This is a genomic window from Caulobacter sp. SRI_014, assembly GCF_057586315.1.
Genome location: NZ_JBYCZQ010000001.1, coordinates 50,423 through 69,089 on the forward strand (window position 1 = coordinate 50,423; position 18,667 = coordinate 69,089).

Annotated in this window: 21 protein-coding genes; 11 read left to right on the plus strand and 10 right to left on the minus strand. The window is 69.4% G+C overall.

The window, feature by feature from the left end; all coding sequences use genetic code 11:
* Positions 1 to 2: 2 nt before the first annotated feature.
* Positions 3 to 737: a tRNA1(Val) (adenine(37)-N6)-methyltransferase gene (locus AC2YG9_RS00285; protein ID WP_487295923.1), complete on the plus strand. Its 735-nt coding sequence runs from the start codon at positions 3 to 5 to the stop codon at positions 735 to 737.
* Here AC2YG9_RS00285 and AC2YG9_RS00290 read toward each other — a convergent pair whose 3' ends face one another.
* From AC2YG9_RS00290 to AC2YG9_RS00315, 6 genes are all read right to left on the minus strand, one after another.
* Positions 738 to 1,301, minus strand: coding sequence for a nucleoside 2-deoxyribosyltransferase (locus tag AC2YG9_RS00290; RefSeq protein ID WP_487295924.1), 564 nt, complete (start codon positions 1,299 to 1,301; stop codon positions 738 to 740).
* Positions 1,302 to 1,310: 9 nt separating this feature from the next.
* A complete protein-coding gene (locus tag AC2YG9_RS00295; RefSeq protein ID WP_487295925.1) occupies positions 1,311 to 1,814 on the minus strand; it encodes a hypothetical protein in 504 nt (167 codons plus the stop codon).
* A 4-nt stretch (positions 1,815 to 1,818) separates the two neighbouring features.
* Positions 1,819 to 2,229, minus strand: coding sequence for a hypothetical protein (locus AC2YG9_RS00300; protein ID WP_487295926.1), 411 nt, complete (start codon positions 2,227 to 2,229; stop codon positions 1,819 to 1,821).
* 64 nt (positions 2,230 to 2,293) lie between these two features.
* Positions 2,294 to 3,313 carry a ketol-acid reductoisomerase gene (gene ilvC, locus AC2YG9_RS00305; protein ID WP_487295927.1) on the minus strand — a complete coding sequence of 340 codons (1,020 nt, stop codon included), beginning with the start codon at positions 3,311 to 3,313 and terminating at the stop codon, positions 2,294 to 2,296.
* 131 nt (positions 3,314 to 3,444) lie between these two features.
* Positions 3,445 to 4,071, minus strand: coding sequence for a hypothetical protein (locus AC2YG9_RS00310; protein WP_487295928.1), 627 nt, complete (start codon positions 4,069 to 4,071; stop codon positions 3,445 to 3,447).
* A 71-nt stretch (positions 4,072 to 4,142) separates the two neighbouring features.
* Positions 4,143 to 5,267 carry an RcnB family protein gene (locus tag AC2YG9_RS00315; protein WP_487295929.1) on the minus strand — a complete coding sequence of 375 codons (1,125 nt, stop codon included), beginning with the start codon at positions 5,265 to 5,267 and terminating at the stop codon, positions 4,143 to 4,145.
* A gap of 168 nt (positions 5,268 to 5,435) precedes the next feature.
* Between AC2YG9_RS00315 and AC2YG9_RS00320 the strand changes: the two genes are divergently transcribed.
* Positions 5,436 to 5,990 carry a DUF924 family protein gene (locus AC2YG9_RS00320; protein ID WP_487295930.1) on the plus strand — a complete coding sequence of 185 codons (555 nt, stop codon included), beginning with the start codon at positions 5,436 to 5,438 and terminating at the stop codon, positions 5,988 to 5,990.
* On the opposite strand, the gene AC2YG9_RS00325 is transcribed toward AC2YG9_RS00320, so the two are convergent.
* Both AC2YG9_RS00325 and AC2YG9_RS00330 read right to left on the minus strand, forming a co-directional pair.
* Entirely contained in the window at positions 5,991 to 6,254 is a 264-nt protein-coding gene (locus AC2YG9_RS00325) for a hypothetical protein (RefSeq protein ID WP_487295931.1), read from the minus strand.
* A gap of 53 nt (positions 6,255 to 6,307) precedes the next feature.
* The gene (locus tag AC2YG9_RS00330; RefSeq protein WP_487295932.1) at positions 6,308 to 7,204 is read right to left on the minus strand and encodes a hypothetical protein; all 897 of its coding nucleotides are present in this window, start codon (positions 7,202 to 7,204) and stop codon (positions 6,308 to 6,310) included.
* Positions 7,205 to 7,332: 128 nt separating this feature from the next.
* On the opposite strand from AC2YG9_RS00330, the gene AC2YG9_RS00335 reads away from it, so the two are divergent.
* From AC2YG9_RS00335 to AC2YG9_RS00370, 8 genes are all read left to right on the plus strand, one after another.
* The gene (locus tag AC2YG9_RS00335) at positions 7,333 to 9,729 is read left to right on the plus strand and encodes a hypothetical protein (protein ID WP_487295933.1); all 2,397 of its coding nucleotides are present in this window, start codon (positions 7,333 to 7,335) and stop codon (positions 9,727 to 9,729) included.
* Between the two features lie 80 nt (positions 9,730 to 9,809).
* Complete coding sequence (locus AC2YG9_RS00340; RefSeq protein ID WP_487295934.1) at positions 9,810 to 10,661, plus strand: thymidylate synthase; 852 nt, start codon at positions 9,810 to 9,812, stop codon at positions 10,659 to 10,661.
* A gap of 2 nt (positions 10,662 to 10,663) precedes the next feature.
* The gene (locus AC2YG9_RS00345; RefSeq protein WP_487295935.1) at positions 10,664 to 11,179 is read left to right on the plus strand and encodes a hypothetical protein; all 516 of its coding nucleotides are present in this window, start codon (positions 10,664 to 10,666) and stop codon (positions 11,177 to 11,179) included.
* An 18-nt stretch (positions 11,180 to 11,197) separates the two neighbouring features.
* Positions 11,198 to 11,740 carry a hypothetical protein gene (locus tag AC2YG9_RS00350; RefSeq protein ID WP_487295936.1) on the plus strand — a complete coding sequence of 181 codons (543 nt, stop codon included), beginning with the start codon at positions 11,198 to 11,200 and terminating at the stop codon, positions 11,738 to 11,740.
* Between the two features lie 40 nt (positions 11,741 to 11,780).
* On the plus strand, positions 11,781 to 12,491 hold the full coding sequence (locus AC2YG9_RS00355) for a ribonuclease T2 family protein (RefSeq protein WP_487295937.1): 711 nt from the start codon (positions 11,781 to 11,783) through the stop codon (positions 12,489 to 12,491).
* A gap of 38 nt (positions 12,492 to 12,529) precedes the next feature.
* Positions 12,530 to 13,045 carry a dihydrofolate reductase gene (locus AC2YG9_RS00360; protein WP_487295938.1) on the plus strand — a complete coding sequence of 172 codons (516 nt, stop codon included), beginning with the start codon at positions 12,530 to 12,532 and terminating at the stop codon, positions 13,043 to 13,045.
* Entirely contained in the window at positions 13,042 to 13,422 is a 381-nt protein-coding gene (locus AC2YG9_RS00365) for a hypothetical protein (protein WP_487295939.1), read from the plus strand. Before AC2YG9_RS00360 ends, AC2YG9_RS00365 begins: the two co-directional genes overlap by 4 nt.
* 83 nt (positions 13,423 to 13,505) lie before the next feature.
* Positions 13,506 to 14,417: an SMP-30/gluconolactonase/LRE family protein gene (locus AC2YG9_RS00370; RefSeq protein ID WP_487295940.1), complete on the plus strand. Its 912-nt coding sequence runs from the start codon at positions 13,506 to 13,508 to the stop codon at positions 14,415 to 14,417.
* A 208-nt stretch (positions 14,418 to 14,625) separates the two neighbouring features.
* Here the strand turns inward: AC2YG9_RS00370 and AC2YG9_RS00375 are convergent, their stop codons facing one another.
* Positions 14,626 to 15,726 carry an NADH:flavin oxidoreductase gene (locus AC2YG9_RS00375; protein WP_487295941.1) on the minus strand — a complete coding sequence of 367 codons (1,101 nt, stop codon included), beginning with the start codon at positions 15,724 to 15,726 and terminating at the stop codon, positions 14,626 to 14,628.
* 173 nt (positions 15,727 to 15,899) lie between these two features.
* On the opposite strand from AC2YG9_RS00375, the gene AC2YG9_RS00380 reads away from it, so the two are divergent.
* Complete coding sequence (locus tag AC2YG9_RS00380) at positions 15,900 to 17,744, plus strand: alpha/beta fold hydrolase (RefSeq protein ID WP_487295942.1); 1,845 nt, start codon at positions 15,900 to 15,902, stop codon at positions 17,742 to 17,744.
* Positions 17,745 to 17,813: 69 nt separating this feature from the next.
* On the opposite strand, the gene AC2YG9_RS00385 is transcribed toward AC2YG9_RS00380, so the two are convergent.
* Positions 17,814 to 18,605, minus strand: a complete 792-nt coding sequence (locus AC2YG9_RS00385; RefSeq protein WP_487295943.1) for an SDR family NAD(P)-dependent oxidoreductase — start codon at positions 18,603 to 18,605, stop codon at positions 17,814 to 17,816.
* Between the last annotated feature and the right edge of the window lie 62 nt (positions 18,606 to 18,667).

Genomic DNA, 18,667 nt, shown 5'->3' on the forward strand with positions numbered 1-18,667 from the left:
GAATGGACCTTACCCGGGATCGGTTGCTGGGCGGACGGATCGAGATCGACCAGCCGGCCCGCGGATACCGGGCCGGGATGGACGCCGCCCTGCTGGCCGGCGCTTGCGAGGCGGCGGTCGGCGAGCGGGTGCTGGAGGCCGGCTGCGGCGTCGGCGCCGCCCTGCTCAGCGCGGCGGCGCGGCGGCCCGGCGCGCGGTTCGTCGGGGTCGAGCGGGACGAGGCTATGGCCGGGCTGGCCAGGGCCAATGCGGCGGTCAACGGCATGGGCGATCGGGTGGAGATCATCACCGGCGAGGTCGAAGCCGGGTTCAAGGCCCTGGGCCTCTCGCCGTTCGACCACGTGTTCAGCAACCCGCCCTTCTTCGACGACCCGGCGGCGCTGCGGGCCCCGGCCCCGGGCAAGGTCGGGGCCTGGATGGCCGACGGCGGACTGGAGGCCTGGACGGGCTTTCTGCTGAAGGCGGTGCGCGAGGGCGGCACGATCACCCTGATCCACCGCGCCGACCGCCTGGCCGATATCCTGGCCCTGCTGGGCCCCAAGGCCGGCTCCTTCCGTATCCGCCCGATCCAGCCCTTCGCCGACGAGCCGGCCAAGCGGGTGATGGTGCGCAGCGTCAAGACCGGCAAGGCGCCGCTGGTGCTGCTGCCGGCGCTGGTGCTGCATCCGAGGGACGGCGCCAAGCACACAGATCAGGTGGAAGCGATCCTTCGCGGCGAGGCGGCGCTCGGCTGGTAGCTACTCGGCGTACATCCGCAACGCCTCGAGACACATCCCGAAGCCGGTCAGGTCATGCATCGGATCATCGGTGACGATCACGAACAGCCGCCGCAGTTCGGCCCACAGCATGGTCGCCTCGGGCAGCCCCAGGTCCTCGATCTCGCAGTCCTCGCCGTCGCGCCAGACGCCGGCCCCGTCCGGCCGCGCGCCCATCCAGGTCTCGACCCGCTCGCGGTACTCGGCCTCCAGCTCGTCGCCGAGGTTGATCCACCCGAACAGCGGCTTTCCCAGCCCGGCCAGGAATCCCATCTCGAAGGTCGTCGCCGCATCGGCCGCCGGCCCCCGGAACGGCGTCAGGTTGACGATCCCCGCATCCGCCCGCCGCATTCGCGAGATCCGCTCGGCGTACATGGCCCGCGCCGCCAGTTCGCCGGCGTCACGCACCTCGGCCGGCAAAGTCGTCCCCTCAAGGACCGTGAAGCCCGCCTGCTCGGCGACCAGCCGCTGGCGCTCCAGATGGGCGTCGGCGTCCGGGTACCAGAGGTCGGGACCGGCGAGGTAGAGGGAAGAGACTCGGCGCATGCCCTATAGCTAAGGGGCCACGGCCCCGCGCAAAAGGCGCCCCGCGGCCGCCTTCAACAGGGCGCGGGCGTAGATCTGGTGAAATCCCAGCAGGGCCTTGAACAGACCGCCGCGCGGCCGCCCGCCCGAACGCGAGGTTACGACACTGCCGAAATAGAGCGAGGTGACGCCGTCGTTGCGCTGACTCATCAGCCAGGAGCGGGTCACCTTCTGGTAGTCGCAGTTGACGATCTGATCGTCGGTCCGCGCCTCGACGGTCCAGGCGGCGAAAGAGTCGGTCTGGCCGAGCGCCAGGGCCCGGGCCCCACGATCGGACGACGGCTTGGCGACCAGGACGGCCAGCACCAGCCGCTCCAGCCTGAAAAGCCAGGAGGTATAGAAGGCCTCGACATAGGCCGCCTGGCTGAAGTCGCCGGGCAGGGCCGTGACGAAGCAGTCGACGTATGCTCCGGTCGTCAGATATGGCGCGACCAGAGCGTCGGCGGGCAGGTCCTGGGCGACGACCGGCGCCACGGCGCTAAAGCGGCTGGCCGGTGAACACCGCCCCGACCGTGGTCTCGTTCTCGGGCACGACGCGGCAGGCCCTGCCGCCGTCGAGGACTTCGCAGCCGCTCCAGGACACGGTCCAGTCCCGACCCTGCTGGCCCTTCATGCCCTTGGCGCTGAGCAGCACGGTCTTGCTCTTGCGCACCCAGACCCAGCATTGGCGGTTCTCGTGCGGCGTCCATTTGTAGGCGTCGGGCCCGCAGTTGATGCCGACCACGTCGTCGCTGACGACCACGGACTTGGGGCCCAGGTCGCCGGATACGTTGACCCGCAGGATGACGGTGTTGTCAGCCCGGATCAGGACTTCGGAGACTTCGGTTTGAGCGAGCGCCGGCGAGGCGATCAGGGCCGCCAGGAAAGCGGCGGCGGCGAACAGGCGCATCACGGTCGTCAAACTCCCCCATCCGGCCGCCGAAAAGCTCGGGGCCGGACAGGGTCGCTTTTGATCAGTTCCGGTCCTTATCGACCAGTTTATTCTTTGTAATCCAAGGCATCATGCCGCGCAGCCGCGCGCCGACTTCCTCGATGGGATGCTCGGCGTTGCGGCGGCGGGTGGCCTTGAAGCTGGGCTGGCCGACGGCGTTCTCGGCCATGAAGTCGCGCACGAACCGGCCGGACTGGATGTCCTCCAGCACCTTCTTCATCTCGGCCTTGGTGTCGGCGGTGATGATGCGCGGGCCGGTGACGTACTCGCCGTACTCGGCGGTGTTGCTGATCGAGTAGTTCATGTTGGCGATACCGCCTTCATAGATCAGGTCGACGATCAGTTTCACCTCGTGCAGGCATTCGAAATAGGCCATTTCCGGCGCGTAGCCGGCCCCGGTCAGGGTTTCGAAACCGGCCCGGATCAGCTCGACCACGCCACCGCACAGCACGGCCTGCTCGCCGAACAGGTCGGTTTCGCATTCCTCGCGGAAGTTGGTCTCGATGACGCCCGAGCGGCCGCCGCCGATGGCGCTGGCGTACGCGAGGCCGAGGTCCAGGGCGTTGCCCGTGGCGTCGTGATGTACGGCGATCAGGCAGGGCACGCCGCCGCCCTTCTCGTACTCGCCGCGCACCGTGTGGCCGGGGCCCTTGGGCGCGACCATCAACACGTCGATGGTCGACTTCGGCTCGATCAGCCCGAAGTGGACGTTCAGGCCGTGGGCGAACAGCAGGGCCGCGCCGTCGCGGATGTTGGGCGCGATCTCATTGTTGTAGATGCCGCGCTGCAGCTCGTCAGGGGCCAGGATCATCAGCACGTCGGCCCAGGCGGCGGCCTCGGCGACGGTCATCACCTTCAGGCCGTCGGCCACGACCTTCTTGGCCGTCGAGGAATCGGGACGAAGGGCTACGGCGACGTTCGCCGCCCCGCTGTCCTTGAGGTTAAGCGCATGCGCCCGACCCTGGCTGCCATAGCCTACGATGGCGATCTTGCGGTCCAGGATGCGGGCCAGATCAGCATCGCGGTCGTAGTAGACGCGCATGATTTATTCTCCAAGGTGGCGATTTACGCCGCACCTGCGCAACGGCAGTGCAGCAAAGCGAGGCTATCCAGCGGAATTTTGCGCAAACGTCAAGGACAGTCGCTCACCGGCAAATCAAAATGGACGCCGGATCAATCCGCGGGACCGAAGATCGCTTCCTCCAGAACCGCCTGCACATCGGCCACCACGCCACGCGGCGAACAGGCGTGGAAGCGGCGGCTGGGAAGTGCGGGAGGCAGGTCAAGTGCGTACCAACTGTCGGAACCGTCAGCGCAGATCGTCAGGTTCCCGTCCAGCGTCGGCCAGCCCCGGGTCGCCACCGGCGGATCGCTGGCCAGGCAGGGGCTGGCGATGGCGGCATTGAGGCGCGCCGCCAGCGGCGCTGGCAAGGCGCGGCCCGATCGCCAGGCGAAGCGCGGCCAGACCGTGCGGATCCACCAGCCACCGGCCGCCGACCGGAAGGCGACTGTCGCGTAGGCCGGTCCACCCCTGCCCTGCTGCTGGACGACGATGATCCGGCCGGCGTTGTACCCGTTCGGCGCCTTGAGATTCAGCCGAGTGCGCCCCAGCAACTTGCGCGCCTCGGCCTCTCCGTCGGCGATGTCCCGCGGGTTGGGCCGGTACCGCGCCGGGTCGAGGTTGGCGAGGAACGGGCAGGCTTCTCGCGCGGCGGGCGGGGCGACCCTCGCCAAGACGGGTTCGGCCGGCGCAAGCAGGGCAAGGGCGGCGATCGTCGCGGCGGTCAGACAGCGGGCCATACGTCCAGCAGATCACGAAAAAGGCCCCGGGGTCACCCCCGGGGCCTCAGACGTCGGCAAGGCGGCAAGCCTTACCAGAACAGGTCGTAGTAGACGCTCAGCACGCGGCCGGACCAGACGTCGACCAGGTAGGCGTCGTCGCCGACGCGGACCCACTCGCAGCCGATCGGCGGCATCGGCAGGCCGTAGCTCCACCAGTCGTTCAGGTAGTAGTTCGAGCCGTACCAGCCGTAGGGCAGGATATCGCCGTAGCGCCAGGAATTCGAATACCAGCCACGCGGATAGACGTAGACGCCCAGCCGGAAGCGGCGCGACGAGCGGTACTCGTGCCGCCAGTTGCGGCTGTCGTACCAGTGGCGACCACGGTCCCGGCTGCGGGCCTGGCGGCCTTCGCCCGGACGGCGGCCGTCCCAGCGGCCGTCGTTGCGTCCGTCACGGTCGCCGCGGCCGGCCTGGCCGCCACGATCGGGCCGGCCGTCATTGTTCCGGTCCCAGCCGCCCCGGTCCGGACGTCCGTCGTTGTTACGGTCCCAGTCGCCACGGTCCGGACGTCCGTCGTTGTTACGATCCCAGTCGCCACGGCCGCCCCGGTCAGGACGTCCGTCGTTGTTGCGATCCCAGTCGCCGCGACCGCCACGGCCGTCGTTACCACCACGGCCGTCATTGCCGCCGCGACCCGGCTGGCCGCCCCGGTCGGGACGTCCATCGTTGTTGCGGTCCCAACCACCGCCTGGCTGCTGCGCCGGAGGCACGACGCCGCCGTTGCCGTTGCCGCCACGGCCGCCGCCGCGACCACCACGATCACCGCGATCACCGCGCCCGTCGTTGTTGCGGTCCCAGTTGCCGCTGCCGCCCGGTTGTTGCTGCGGCGGGGTGAAGGTGCCGCCGCCGCGACGGTCCGGGCGCGGCCTGATGGCGCCGCCGCCACCGCCGCTGCCGGCCGGGGCGCCGCGGTCAAAACCGCTCTGGCCGCCGCCGCCCGGAGGCTGGGCCGGTTGCTCCTGACGCGGCGGACGCGCGCCGCGATCACCGCGACCGCCGCCGCGGTCACCGCGGTCGGCGCGCGGCGGACGGGGCTTTTCCTGCTCGGCCTGAGCCTGCGGGCCACGACCGTCACGGCCTTCACGGGGTTGGGCCACGGCGGCCGTTCCCATCAGCAGGGCCAGGGCGGCGCCGGCCAGCAAAACCTTCTTCATTCCCAATCTCCAGGCCCGGACACGTTCGGTGACGGGCGCAATGGTCCCAACGAACTGTCCAGATGCGACTTCCAACCTGAACGGCAGTTGAACGAAAAGCCAGCCTCGTTAACCACGGGGTGCGGCGCCTTGTTGCAGCCCCCGCCGGCCCCGAATTATGAAGGCGCCATGCCCGCCCATCCCAACGATGTCCTGACCTTCTGGACCACCGCCGGCCGCCAGAAATGGTTCGCCAAGGACGACCGCTTCGACGCCGCCATCCGCCTGAAGTTCGAACCGGTGCATTTTGCAGCCGCCCGGGGCGAGTACGACGCCTGGATGGACAGCGCCGATGGCTGCCTGGCCCTGCTGATCCTGCTCGACCAGTTTCCCCGCAACCTGTTCCGGGGCAGCGCCCACTCTTACGCCACCGACCCCAAGGCCCGCTCCATCGCCCGCCACGCCATGGCGCGCGGTTTCGACGGCAAGGTCGCGCCTGAACTCCGCCCCTTCTTCTACCTGCCGTTCGAGCACAGCGAGGACCCGGCTGACCAGGATGTCTCGGTCGCCCTCTGCCAGGGCCTGGCCGACGAGCTGAACGACCAGGAGACGGTGCGCTACGCCATCATCCACCGCGACATCATCCAGCGCTTTGGCCGCTTCCCCCACCGCAACAAGGCCCTGGGCCGGGAAACGACCCCGGAGGAACAGGCTTTTCTCGATGAGGGCGGCTTCGCCGGCTGACTATTCGCGGCGCATCTGGTTGCTGGAGCCGGTGTCCAGCATGGACTCGCCAGCCCGCCGCTGGGCGTCCTGCAGCTGGCGCCACTGCTTGCGCGTCTTGCAGACCCGCTTGGCGATCACGCTGCCGGTCGGGGTAACATCGATGCAGACCTTTTCCTTGTCGCGCTCGGCCTTGGTCTTCGGTGTGGGCTCGGCGGCGCTGGCCGGCGCTGGAACCGGTTCAGTCGTCGCCAGGGACAAGGCGAGAAGCGTCACAATCAGCATTGGCTCCCCCCGTTTTGAGCCATGCTGTCGAAGAACGGGGCCAGGCACAAGCCTCAGACGCTCACGGCCTCGCGGGCCCGCCACGCCAGGCTGCGCCAGTAGTAGCCGAGTGTCCGCGCCACCCGTCCGGGCAGGTCGAGGCCGAAAGCCGTCGAACCGTCGGCCTGGGGAATGAGGAAGCCCGCCTGCCGGCCGAGTTTGATCAGGTGGTTGACCTGGTGCCGGGGCGCGCCGCTGCGGCGGGCCAGATCCAGCACGTTCAACCGCACAGGCCCCGGCGGCGGAAAGGCTCCGCCCGGGTCGTCGGTAAGCAGGATCTGGCCGACCAGGGTCAGGCCCGCGTTGCGCTCAGCAAAGACCCCGAGCGACAGCGGCTGCTCCGGCTTGTGGTGCACCGCCGCCAGGGTGAGGGCCTCACCGGCGGCCATGAAGCGTTCGAAGACGCCCGGCTCCTCCCACCGCTCCACTACCGCCCCGGCCAGCGGCTCGACCGGCGCCAGCGCCTCCAGGTCGCGGCGGAAGCGGCCGTTCATGAACAGCCGCAGCGCCTCGGTCGGGCGATACCGCCGCTCCCCCTCCCCGCCCGGGACGGGCTCAATCATCCGCCGGTACTGCAGGTAAAGCAGCGTCGCCCGCGCCCGCCCCCGGCTGGATATCTGCAAGCGGCGCATCAGCCGGGCCAGGGTCACCGCCGTCAGCCCCTCCGGCTCGGCGGCCAGGATCATCGCCTTCTCCGCCGCCACCCAGTGAACCAGATCGCGCAGGGATCCGGCGAGGGGACCGTCACGGTCGGGAACAACCAGCCAGTTGTTCAGCGTCTGCCGCGCCACCGCGCCGCAGGCCGGATGATCGAGGTAGGGCTGATAGCCGTCGCACCAGAGCCAGGCGTCCAGCGCAAGCTGGGCCTCGGCGTCCGGCGCCGGGCCGATATGGTCCTCTCCCCAGGCCATGGGCGGCAGCTTGCCCGATTTCCAACGGGGTGGCCAAGCGGTTTGGCGGCCGCCCCCTGTCAAATTTGCACACTGCCGGGCTCACCGATTTGGGCATACCTGTCCCGGGCTCAACGCCGAGGCCCGCCATGAACTTTCCATCCGTCCTCCAGCTCAACCCCTTCGTCACCCAGCCGGGCGTAACCGTCATCAATGGCTCGGATCCAGGTGAGCGGTTCGGGGGCAGCGTCGCCAGCGCCGGCGACGTCAATGGCGACGGCTATCTGGACCTCATCGTCGGGGCCAGGCGCAACTCAACCAACGGGACCGACTCGGGAACCGCCTACGTCCTGTTCGGGACCGCCGCGGGCTTCCCGGCCAGCGTCAATGCCGCAAGCCTCGACGGGACCAATGGCTTCCGCATCCATGGCAACGCCGGCGGGTTCGCCGGATACAGTGTCGCTTCGGCGAGTGATTTCAACGGCGACGGCTATGGCGACCTGATCATCGGCGCGACCGGCGACGGCGGCGGGGCCTATCTCGTGTTCGGCAAGGCCTCCGGCTTCGACGCCGATCTGCAGCTGTCCGCTCTCGACGGAACGAACGGCTTCCGCTTCGGCCCGGGCGTCGCCGCCGACGACCTGGCCGGCCAGTCGGTCCGCTCGGGCGACGTCAACGGCGACGGCCTGACCGACCTGATCGTCAGCGCCCCGCTCAACGACGACAACGGCCCCAGCAGCGGCGTGGTCTATGTGATCTTCGGCACGATCGACCCGATGGACGCGGTCCTTGCGCCGGGCGATCTTGACGGCGACAACGGCTTCCGCATCGTCGGCGGCCCCGATCCGATCGAGCTTGGCTCGGCAATCGGCGTGGCCGATGTCAACGGCGACGGCTTCGACGACATCCTCGTCACTGCCCCGATCTACAGCTTCCTGACCTATGGCGCGGCCTATGTGGTCTATGGCAAGGCGAGCGGCTTCGCGGCCAGCGTCGCGCCCACGCCTGAGAACTCCAGCATGCTGCAGGGCGCGGAACCCAACGACTACCTGGGCCGATCGGTCGCCTCGGCGGGCGATGTTAACGGCGACGGGTACGAGGACCTGATCGTCAGCTCGATCTGGCGGCCCGGCTTGAGCCAGTACGGCGGAGCCTATGTGGTGTTCGGCAGCGCCACGCCCGACCCGGCCGTTCCTCTCTTCTACCTCGACAGTCCGGACGGTTTCCTCATTCCCGGGGTCACCCAGTTTATCGAGTTCGGCGCCTCGGTCTCCTCGGCCGGCGACATCGACGCCGACGGCTACGACGACCTGATCATCGGCGCCCCAGCCTCGGCCTCAATGGGCTACGGCGAGGTCTATGTCCTGTACGGCAAGGCCACGTTCGACAGCGCAGTCGATATCTCAGCTCTGGACGGCCAGGATGGCTTCCGCATCCGGGGCACGTCCAACTCGGCCCTCGGCGCGTCGGTCTCCTCGGCGGGCGACCTCAACGGCGATAGCTTCGACGACCTGATCGTCGGCTCCCCAACGGGTAACGGCACGAGCGGTGTGACCGGCCTCGCCTACATCATCTACGGCCAGGCGCGGGACCTGGTGAAGATCGGCACGGGGGCGGGCGACACCCTCACGGGCCACCTCGGCAAGGACCGGCTGGAAGGCGGAGACGGCGACGACATCCTGGACGGCGCGGCCAACAACGACCTGCTCTATGGCGGCAACGGGGCCGACGACCTGATCGGAGGCCTGGGCGGCGACAGCCTGTTCGGCGACGGCGACGGCGACACCCTGTCGGGCGGCGACGGGGCCGACAAGCTCTACGGCGGCGTAGGCTCCGACCAGTTGGATGGCGACGCCGGCAACGACCGCATGGCCGGCGAGGCCGATACCGATCTGATGACCGGCGGCGACGGCAACGACTATCTCGATGGCGGTTTGGGCGCCGACCTGATGTTCGGCGGCCTCGGCAACGACGTCTTCATCGTCGACAATACCCTCGACCAGGCCATCGAAGCGGCGGGCGAAGGCTACGACATCGTCCGCGCCGACCTGACCTGGACCCTGGCCGCCAACCTCGAAGCCCTCGAACTGGGCGGCTCTGCCGACATCGACGGGGCGGGCAACGGCGACGCCAACAACCTGCAGGGCAACCTCGGCGACAACACCCTGTCCGGCCTCGGCGGCGTCGACACAATCAACGGCAATGACGGCGACGACACCATCATCGGCGGCCTCGGCAACGATCTGCTGCGCGGCGGCACGGGGGCCGATAACTTCGTCGTCGCCCACGCCTTCGGCTCGGTGCTCGAGACCGATCAGGTCTACGATTTCAGCGCCGCCGAGGGCGACATCCTCGACCTGTCGGGCGTCTATGCCGGGACGCTGTCGCTGGTCAGCGCCTTCAACAAACAGGCCGGACAGATGACCCTCGGCTTCGCCGGCGGGATCACCACCCTCAAGCTCGACATCAACGGCGACGGCAGGGCCGACTACCAGATGAAGATCAACGGCGACGTGACGGGGGAAAGCGGCGACTGGCTGCTTTAGGCGGATAAATCGTCGCGCCTGTGGATGTTCACGCCAACGCCACTTTGCAGGGCGTTGATTCGCGGCGAGGCTTCACACCCATGGCCCTCGTCGCACCCGTCCTGTCCGTCCCGCCGCAACCGGCCCCCGCCTACCATGCCGAGCGGCAGTATCTCGGCCTGCTGGCCGACATCATGGCCACGGGCATCGAGCGCGGCGACCGCACCGGCACCGGCACCCTGGGCGTCTTCGGCCGCCAGATGCGCTTCGACCTCAGCCAGGGCTTCCCGCTGCTGACCACCAAGAAGCTGCACCTGCGCTCGATCATCGTCGAACTCCTGTGGTTCCTGCGCGGCGAGACCAACATCCGCTACCTCAAGGACCACGGCGTCAGCATCTGGGACGAATGGGCCAACGCCGAGGGCGATCTTGGCCCGGTCTATGGCAAGCAGTGGCGCTCCTGGACCGCGCCCGACGGCCGCGTGATCGACCAGATCAGCGCCGTGGTCGAGGCCATCCGCAAGAACCCCAACAGCCGCCGCCACATCGTCAGCGCCTGGAACCCGGCCGATGTCGAGGACATGGCCCTGCCGCCCTGCCATTGCCTGTTCCAGTTCTTCGTCGCCGACGGCCGCCTCTCCTGCCAGCTCTACCAGCGCAGCGCCGACGTCTTCCTGGGCGTGCCGTTCAACATCGCCAGCTACGCCCTGCTGACCATGATGGTGGCCAAGGTCACCGGCCTTGAGCCCGGCGAGTTCGTCCACACCTTCGGCGACGCCCACCTCTATCTGAACCATCTGGACCAAGCCAAACTGCAGCTGGCCCGCGAACCCTACTCCTTCCCGACCATGACCATCGCCGACAAGGACGACCTGTTCGCCTTCGAACTCGGCGACTTCCTGGTCGAAGGCTACCAGGCCCACCCGACGATCAAGGCGCCGATCGCGGTTTGACCATGCGCAGACTGACCGCCGTTCTTGCCGCCGGCATGCTGCTCGCCGCCCCGGCCGCGGCCCAGACGCCGATGACCGATCCGGCCACCCGGGCGCTGGTTGAAATGCTCGACCTCTGTCTGTCGGCGATGAAGGGCGAGGTGGTGTTCGACAAGGGCGCCTCGAAGAAGGCCTACAACCGTTCCCACGCCACCGGCGGCTGGGACAAGAAGGTCGGCAAGTCGCGGCTGGCGCTGAATCTGGCGGTCACCAACCTGCCCAACGGCTCCTTCCGGGTCTGTTCCGGCATCCTGTCGCCGGCCACCGTCGATTTGGCCGGCCTGCGGGTCGCCCTGGCCGAGCGCGCGGCGGGCTTTCCGATGCGGCCGATGGGACCCAGACCCAACAAGGCCGGCGGAACCATCAGCGGCTTCGAGAACCCCGACGGCCCGCTGATCAGCCTGACCATCACCGAGCAACCGGCCGCCGGCGAGACCCCCGCCACCACCGGCCTGTCGGTCATCTGGCGGCAGTCGTAGCGGGCCCCGGTTTTGGGCATGCGGGCGGTCGGCGACGGGGTCATCCTGCCCGGCATGATCACCCGCCGCCTCGCCCTCGCCGTTTCCGCCGCCCTGCTGCTGGCCGCGCCCGCCGCCGCCCAGTCCGACGAGACCGCCGTCTCCCGGGCCATGGTCGCCACCGTCGATCTCTGCCTGCGCGTCCTGAAGGGTCAGGCCAGCTGGCCATCCGGTCTCGACATGTTGGGCTACACGATCACCTCGAGCGGTGGCCGCGTCAAACCCATCGGCGGCACAGTGATCGCCTCGGCCATGGGGTCAAACGTCATGGGCGGCGCGCCGGTGAAGCTCTGCGAGATCACCGCAACGCCCCGGATCGCCGACAAGTCCCTGCTCAATAGCGCGCTGAGGGCGCGGGCCGGCAGCCTGCCGCCGATGGGCAGCGGCCCTATCGCTGGCGGCGGCGTGATGGACGGCTACGCCAACATGAGCGGGACGGGCCTGATCGTGCTGGCCATCACCGACCGGCCGGGCGCGGGCGGCAAGGTCGCCACCACCTCCCTCTCGGTGATCTGGAAGTAGGGCCTACCGCGCCGGCGATCACGGCGGTAAACCCGCCGACATGCGCCTTGCCGTGACCCTTCTCGCCATTCTGGCCCTCACAGGCTGCGTCGCCCGCGAGGCCGGGGTCTCCGCCGGCCCGGCCGGCGAGTGCGCTGTTCCCACCGACCTGACGCCGGCCCCGGTGGAGGTCGGCCCGGCGGACAAGGTGGTCGCCGACTTCACCCCCGATACCTACCTCCTGGCCATCGCCTGGCAGCCGGAAGCCTGCCGCAGCCAGGCCGCCGACACCTCCGATCCCAGCGCCTGCGACAGCGGCCTGACCTGGACGCTGCACGGCCTCTGGCCCAACAGCGCCGATGGCAAGCATCCCCGCTACTGCCGCGCCTCGCAGGCGATCAGCCAGGCCACAACGGCCCGCAACTTCTGCATGATGCCCTCGGCGCGGCTGCAGCAGCATGAGTGGGCCGCCCACGGCGTGTGCGCCTGGGATAGCCCGGAGGCCTATTTCGACCAGTCCCGCACCCTGTGGGACGGCCTGAAGAAGCCGGCCCTGACGGCGCCGACCCTCACCGCCGGCGCCCTGCGCGACGCCTTCGCCGCCGCCAACCCAGGCCTGCCGCGCGGCGCCATCGCCATCGCCACCAGCCAGGACAACCGCCTGCGCGAGGTGCGCCTGTGCCACGACCTCGCCTTCAAGCCGGCTGCCTGCGCGCCAAAGGCGCTCGGGGCGCGCGATGACGTGGTGCTGACCATCACCCCACCAAACTGAGGATGACGCCTCCGGGCGACGCGGCGTAGGGTCCGGCCATGGTCCTTCCCCTCGCTATCGTCGTCGCCCGCGCCCGCAATGGAGTCATCGGCAACAGGGGCGACCTGCCCTGGCGTATCAGGTCCGACATGGCCTGGTTCAAGGCCAACACGCTTGGCAAGCCGGTGATCATGGGCCGCAAGACCTGGGACAGCCTGCCGCTGCAGCCCCTGCCCGGCCGGCTGAACATCGTGCTCAGCCGCGACGGCAGCTTCGAGCCGAAGACCGCTGTCCACGTCGAGAACTTCAACGAAGCGGTCGAGATGGCCAGCGAGCAGGCCGAGGAGGACGGCGCCAGGGAAGTCTGCGTGATCGGCGGCACCGCCCTGTTCGAGCTGGCCATGCCGCGCGCCAGGCGGCTCTACATCACCGAGGTCGAGGCCGAGCCTGAGGGCGACGCCTTCTTCCCGGCCTTCGACGAGTCCGCCTGGACCGAGGTTCACCGCGAGGCCCACGCCCCCGGTGAAAAGGACGACCACCCCTTCGTCTTCCGCATCCTGGAGCGCAAACGATGAAGCCTGTCCTGCTGGCCCTTGCGATCGCCCTGACCGCCGGCGCCGCCCAGGCCGCCCTGCATCCGAAATACTACGAGGAGGCACGCGCCAAGGCGGCCAATGTCATTGTCCTGAAGGTCTCGCGGGTCGAGCCGCCGCCGGGACCGCTGGGCGACTGCAAGGTCCATGGCCGCGTCGAGGCGGTCGAACGCGGCCAGCGCTACCGGACCGGCGACAAGGTCGTCCTCGCCGTCGACTGCTTCCGGCCCGGCGCGGAGACCCCGGCCAGCGGCATCCTCTACCAGGACCTGCGCGACCTGAAGGCCGCCGGGCGCGGCCGCGCCTTCCTGGGCCCGAGCGGCGCCGTGGTGATGTCGCAATACCATCCGCTGCCCTGATCCCTCGCGTTGACGCCCCTTGCGTTGACGGAAGGTCAGCGGGTTCTATCGGCGCAAAGAGAAAACGCTGAGAGGAACGCCAGGTGGATATCGAACTCGTCGCCGAGGGACTGCTGTTCCCGGAAGGCCCCATCGCCATGAACGACGGCTCGGTGATCCTCACCGAGATCAAGGGCCAGCGGCTGACCCGCGTCACCCCCGACGGCAAGACCAGCACCGTGGCCGAGACCGGCGGCGGCCCCAACGGCGCCGCCATCGGTCCGGACGGCAAGATCTATGTCACCAACAACGGCGGCAGCTTCGAATGGCTCGACATGGGCGGCCTGACCATCCCCGGCCCGACCCCGCCCAGCCACGTCGGCGGCTCGATCCAGCGGGTCGACATCGCCACCGGCAAGGTCGAGACGGTCTACGACGCCTGTGACGGCAAGCGCCTGGTCGGCCCAAACGACCTGGTCTTCGACAAGCAGGGCGGCATGTGGTTCAGCGACCACGGCTGCTCGACCCCCGAGGGCAAGAAGTTCGGCGGCCTCTACTATGCCCTGCCCGACGGCTCGAAGATCGTCCGCCACAAGGACCATATGGTCAGCCCCAACGGCGTCGGCCTGTCGCCGGACGAGAAACGCGTCTACCTGGCCGACACCATGCTCGGCCGCCTCTGGGCCTTCGACGTCACCGCCCCCGGCGAACTGGCTGAGCCGCCGCCCTTCCAGCCGGGCCACGTGGTCTGCAACCTGCCGGGCTACCAGCTGCTCGACAGCCTGGCCGTCGAGGCGTCGGGCAAGGTCTGCGTCGCCACCATCATCAACGGCGGCATCACCGCCTTCGACCCGGACGGCACGACGGAGCACTATCCGTTCCCGGACCTGCTGTGCACCAACATCTGCTTCGGCGGTGCGGACATGCGCACGGCGTGGATCACGGCCTCGGGGACCGGGAAACTGTACAAGGCGACCTGGCCGCGTCCCGGCCTGAAGCTGAACTTCAACGCGTAGGGCACGAAGCAGAAATCAAGCTCTCCCCCCGTGAAGCGGGGGGAGGACCGCTTTGGAGCGCGAGCGACAAAGCAGGAGGGGGGTACCCCTGCCTGAAGACATTCCCCGACCGCCGGTGGGCCCGCCTCCTGCTTTCTCGCTTGAAGGCTCGAAAGCGGTCCTCCGCCCAAAGGGCGGAGAGCTTGTGATATCCGCCGCCTTCGCGCCCCTAGTACAGCACCCCCATCGCCGAGCGTTCGAAGCTCTTCAGCTCGTCGTCGCGCCCGTCGCGGACCTTCACCACCCATTCGGGGTCCTGCAGCAGGGCGCGGCCGACCGCCACCAGGTCGAACTCGTCGCGCTCGAGCCGTTCGACCAGGCCATCGAGGCTGGCCGGCTGGCTGGCCTCGCCGCCGTAGGCCGCGATGAATTCGCCCGACAGGCCCACCGACCCGACGGTGATCGTCGGCTTGCCGGTCAGCTTCTTGGCCCAGCCGGCGAAGTTGAGGTCGCTGCCCTCGAACTCCGGTTCCCAGAACCGCCGCTGGCTGCAGTGGAAGACATCGGCTCCAGCGTCGGCCAACGGCTGCAACCAGGCTTCCATCTCCCGCGGATCGGCCGCCAGCTTGACCGTGAAGTCCTGCTGCTTCCACTGCGACAGCCGGATGATCACCGGATAATCCTCGCCGACCTCGCGCCGCACGGCCTTGAGGATTTCCACCGCGAACCGCGAGCGTTCGGCCAGGCTCTTGCCGCCCCAACGGTCCTCGCGGACGTTGACCCCGTGCCAGAAGAACTGGTCGATCAGATAGCCATGCGCCCCGTGCAGCTCGACGGAATCGAAGCCCAGCGCCTTGGCCGCCCCCGCCGCCTTGCCGAAGGCGTCAATGGCGTCGGCCACCTCGGCGTCGCTCATCGGCTCGCCGAACTGCTTGCCCGGCGAGGACAGGCCGGAGGGGCTGTCGTACGGCCCCGGCGGCGTCCAGTCGGGCGACCGGGTGCGAACCGCGCCGACGTGCCACAGTTGCGGGGCCATCTTGCCGCCGGCCGCATGCACCGCCTCGATCACCTGCTTCCAGGCCGCCAGCTCGTCCTCGCCATGGAAGCGCGGAATGTTCGGATCGTTCAGCGAGGCCGGCCGCGCCACCCCCGTGCCCTCGGAGATGATCAGCCCGACGCCGTTCTCCGCCCGCCGCCGGTAGTAGTCCACGACCTCCTGCGTCGCCACGCCGCCCGGCGAGAAGCTGCGGGTCATCGGAGCCATGGCGATGCGGTTGGCCAGGGTCATCGACTTGATCGAAATGGGCTTGAACAGCGCCTTGGTGCTCACAGTCTTCTCCGGTGGGGTGTCTTTGCCTGTTTAAACGACCGTTTGAGCTTAGGCTCCAGTCAGAAAATCTGACCGGAGCCGCAGTGCGTACGGATTTGATGTGGCGCATGGCCCCATGACGGACCCGTGGTATTCGATCCAATGATCACATTCCGAGGATTCGACCCCGCGCCTTGAACGCCCAGGCCACCCTGTCTGAAACCCTGCGCGGCCGCCTGGCCGAGGGCCAGCCCGTGGATGCGGTGCTGGAAGGCTGGGCCTTGCTGGATTCGACCCTGGTTCATGATCCGGCCGCCTTCGCCGAGGCGCTGGGCGAGGCAGCCAAGCTCGACACCACCGCCGGCTTCGCGGCCATCGCGCCGGAAGGGTCCCTCGGCGCCGCCGTCATCTCTCCGACCGGAGCCCTGGCCCAGGCCGATCCGCAGTTCATCAAATGGTTCGGCGATCCCACCGACATTCCCGCCTTCCGCCGCCTCGTCCGCCTGGCCCAGAAGCAGGGTCAGGCGTCCGGCCTGGTCGAGACCGAGGACGGCGGCGTCATCGCCGCCTGCGCCGCCGTCGAATCCCTGGCCCTGCGCTGGCCGCTGTCCGAGGCCAGCCGCGCCCAGCTGCTGCTCCCCGGCCGCCGGGTCGCCCTGCTCGGCTTCGCCCCCTCCCGGGTCAGCGATCTGGCCCAGCGCGCCGCCCAGGCCTTCGGCTTCACCCCGCTGGAAGCGCGCCTGGCCGAGGCCCTGCTCGACGCCCCCAGCCTCAACGAGGCCGCCGAGCGTATCGGGGTCGGCCGCGAAACCGCCCGTGAGGCCCTCAAGAAGGCCATGCGCAAGGCCGGCGCCCGCCGCAGCCCCGACCTGGTCCGCCGGATGATGGACCTGATGAGCGGCATGGGCGCCCCGATCGGTGACGTCGAGGCCGTGCTGCGCGCCCTGTTCGGCGCCACGCCCGCCGAGGCCAAGGCCGCCGCCCGCTTTGCCGAGGGGATGACCGCCCGCGAGGTCGCCGCCGCTCTGGGCGTCAAGGAGGCCACCGTCCGCGGCCAGCTCAAGGCGGTGTTCGCCAAGACCGGGGTCAACAAGGCCAAGGACCTTGTCCGCCTGACCGTCGAGGCCGGCGCCCTGACCGCCTTCACCGAGGCCTCCGAAACGGTCGTCGAGCCGGTCGATCCCGAGGGCCGGGCGCGCATCATCAGCCTGCCTGACGGCCGCCGCGTGGCCTTCATGGACTACGGGCCCAAGGGCGGACGGCCGGTGGTCGTCTTCCACGGCTATTCGACGGGCCGCATCCTGCCGATCAATTTCGTCGCCCTCCTGCACCAGTCCGGCTATCGGCCGCTGGCCGTGCAGCGCCCGGGGTTCGGCCTGAGCGACCCGGCCCCGACCCCCGAGAGCCACCTCGAGGTCCAGGCCGACGACCTCCTCGCCGTGCTGACGGCCCTCAAGCTGCGCAAGGTCGACATCCTGGTCCGCGATGGCGCCACCGCCGCCGGCCTGACCTTCGCCTCGCGCCACGCCGACCGCGTCGCCCGCGGCCTGTTGATGAACCCCAGGCCCCCGCGAGAGGTCGAGCGGACCCACCGCTCGCTGATCGGGGCCATCTCCCGCAGCATGCTGAAGCGCCCGGACCTGATCGCGCCGCTCGGCGAGATGCTGCGTCGCCAGACGCGCACTGACCTTCTGACCCGCACCATCCGCCGTTCACTGGAATCGGCGCCCGCCGACCGCGCCGCCGTCGACGACCCGCTGACCATGGCCCGCATCCTGCGCGACGCCCGGGGCATGTCGGCCCGCACCAGCGCGGGCTGGGCGGCCGAGATGGCGGTCTACGCCCATGACTGGGCCCTGCCGGCCACGATCGGCGGCGAGCACTGGTCCATCCTGCTCTGCGGCGGCCTCGACTGGCCGATCCACACCGGCTTCTGGCGCGATGCATTGCCCGGCGCCCCGGTCGCCAACCTGCATGACGCCGGCTTCCTGGCCTATTACACCCACCCGGCGGAGGTCATCGCGGCGCTGGAGGCTTGACGCCCCATGCCGCGGGTAAAGCGGGACAGATTGAAATCGACGATTTCAATCTGTCCCCTCTTTCTGCTTTCAGCTCAGCGACCCGGGCCGCGCGACCGGGTGCGAACTCGACAGGCCGCCGTCGACGACCATCGCCTGGCCGTTGACGTAGGACGCATCGTCCGAGGCCAGGAACAGGGCCATATGGGCGATCTCGATCGGCTGGCCGGCGCGGCGCAGCGGATTGAGCTGGCCGATCTTGCCTTCCGAGCCCTTGGCGCGGGCGCCATCGAAGATCGGCTTGGTCATTCCCGTCTCGATCAGGCCGGGGCAGATGGCGTTGACCCGGATGCCCGTGCCGCCCAGCTGCTGGGCCGTGGTCTGGACCATGGAGATCACCCCGGCCTTGGAGGCGCTGTAGGGCGTGCCGCCCGCCCCCGACCGCAGCGCCGCCACCGATGCCGTGCAGATGATCGAGCCCTTGCCCTTGGGTGCCATCACCCGGCTGGCGTGCTTGATCAGCATGGCCGGCCCGACGACGTTGATCCGCAGCAGCTCGGTGAAGCTGGCCTCGGTCAGCTCCGGCAGGGTGATCCAGCCGCCCGACACCCCGGCGTTGGCGAAGGCCACATCGAGGCCGCCATAGGTCTCCACCGCCTTGTCGACCAGGGCGCTGATCTCGGCCTCGGAGCCGGCGTCGCCGGTCACCGCGATGGCCGCTCCGCCGTCGGCGACGATCTGGGCCACGGTCTCATTGACCTCGGCCGCCCGGTCGAAGGCCACCACGCTGGCCCCCTCGGCGGCGAACAGTTTTGCGCTGGCCCGGCCAATGCCGCTGGCGGCCCCGGTAACGATGGCGACCTTGCCCGACAGACGACCCATGACGTGCTCCCTTGTTTAACCCGGAAGCTAGGGCGCCGCGACGGCAAGCGCCAGCGCAAATT

Coding starts and splice junctions, on each gene's coding strand:
- AC2YG9_RS00330 (WP_487295932.1), bottom strand. CDS start 7,204: ATGGCCTGGGGAGAGGACCATATCGGCCCGGCGCCGGACGCCGAGGCC.
- AC2YG9_RS00350 (WP_487295936.1), top strand. CDS start 11,198: ATGCGGGCGGTCGGCGACGGGGTCATCCTGCCCGGCATGATCACCCGC.
- AC2YG9_RS00290 (WP_487295924.1), bottom strand. CDS start 1,301: ATGCGCCGAGTCTCTTCCCTCTACCTCGCCGGTCCCGACCTCTGGTAC.
- AC2YG9_RS00335 (WP_487295933.1), top strand. CDS start 7,333: ATGAACTTTCCATCCGTCCTCCAGCTCAACCCCTTCGTCACCCAGCCG.
- AC2YG9_RS00315 (WP_487295929.1), bottom strand. CDS start 5,267: ATGAAGAAGGTTTTGCTGGCCGGCGCCGCCCTGGCCCTGCTGATGGGA.
- AC2YG9_RS00300 (WP_487295926.1), bottom strand. CDS start 2,229: ATGCGCCTGTTCGCCGCCGCCGCTTTCCTGGCGGCCCTGATCGCCTCG.
- AC2YG9_RS00360 (WP_487295938.1), top strand. CDS start 12,530: ATGGTCCTTCCCCTCGCTATCGTCGTCGCCCGCGCCCGCAATGGAGTC.
- ilvC (WP_487295927.1), bottom strand. CDS start 3,313: ATGCGCGTCTACTACGACCGCGATGCTGATCTGGCCCGCATCCTGGAC.
- AC2YG9_RS00310 (WP_487295928.1), bottom strand. CDS start 4,071: ATGGCCCGCTGTCTGACCGCCGCGACGATCGCCGCCCTTGCCCTGCTT.
- AC2YG9_RS00340 (WP_487295934.1), top strand. CDS start 9,810: ATGGCCCTCGTCGCACCCGTCCTGTCCGTCCCGCCGCAACCGGCCCCC.
- AC2YG9_RS00285 (WP_487295923.1), top strand. CDS start 3: ATGGACCTTACCCGGGATCGGTTGCTGGGCGGACGGATCGAGATCGAC.
- AC2YG9_RS00320 (WP_487295930.1), top strand. CDS start 5,436: ATGCCCGCCCATCCCAACGATGTCCTGACCTTCTGGACCACCGCCGGC.
- AC2YG9_RS00365 (WP_487295939.1), top strand. CDS start 13,042: ATGAAGCCTGTCCTGCTGGCCCTTGCGATCGCCCTGACCGCCGGCGCC.
- AC2YG9_RS00355 (WP_487295937.1), top strand. CDS start 11,781: ATGCGCCTTGCCGTGACCCTTCTCGCCATTCTGGCCCTCACAGGCTGC.
- AC2YG9_RS00325 (WP_487295931.1), bottom strand. CDS start 6,254: ATGCTGATTGTGACGCTTCTCGCCTTGTCCCTGGCGACGACTGAACCG.
- AC2YG9_RS00385 (WP_487295943.1), bottom strand. CDS start 18,605: ATGGGTCGTCTGTCGGGCAAGGTCGCCATCGTTACCGGGGCCGCCAGC.
- AC2YG9_RS00345 (WP_487295935.1), top strand. CDS start 10,664: ATGCGCAGACTGACCGCCGTTCTTGCCGCCGGCATGCTGCTCGCCGCC.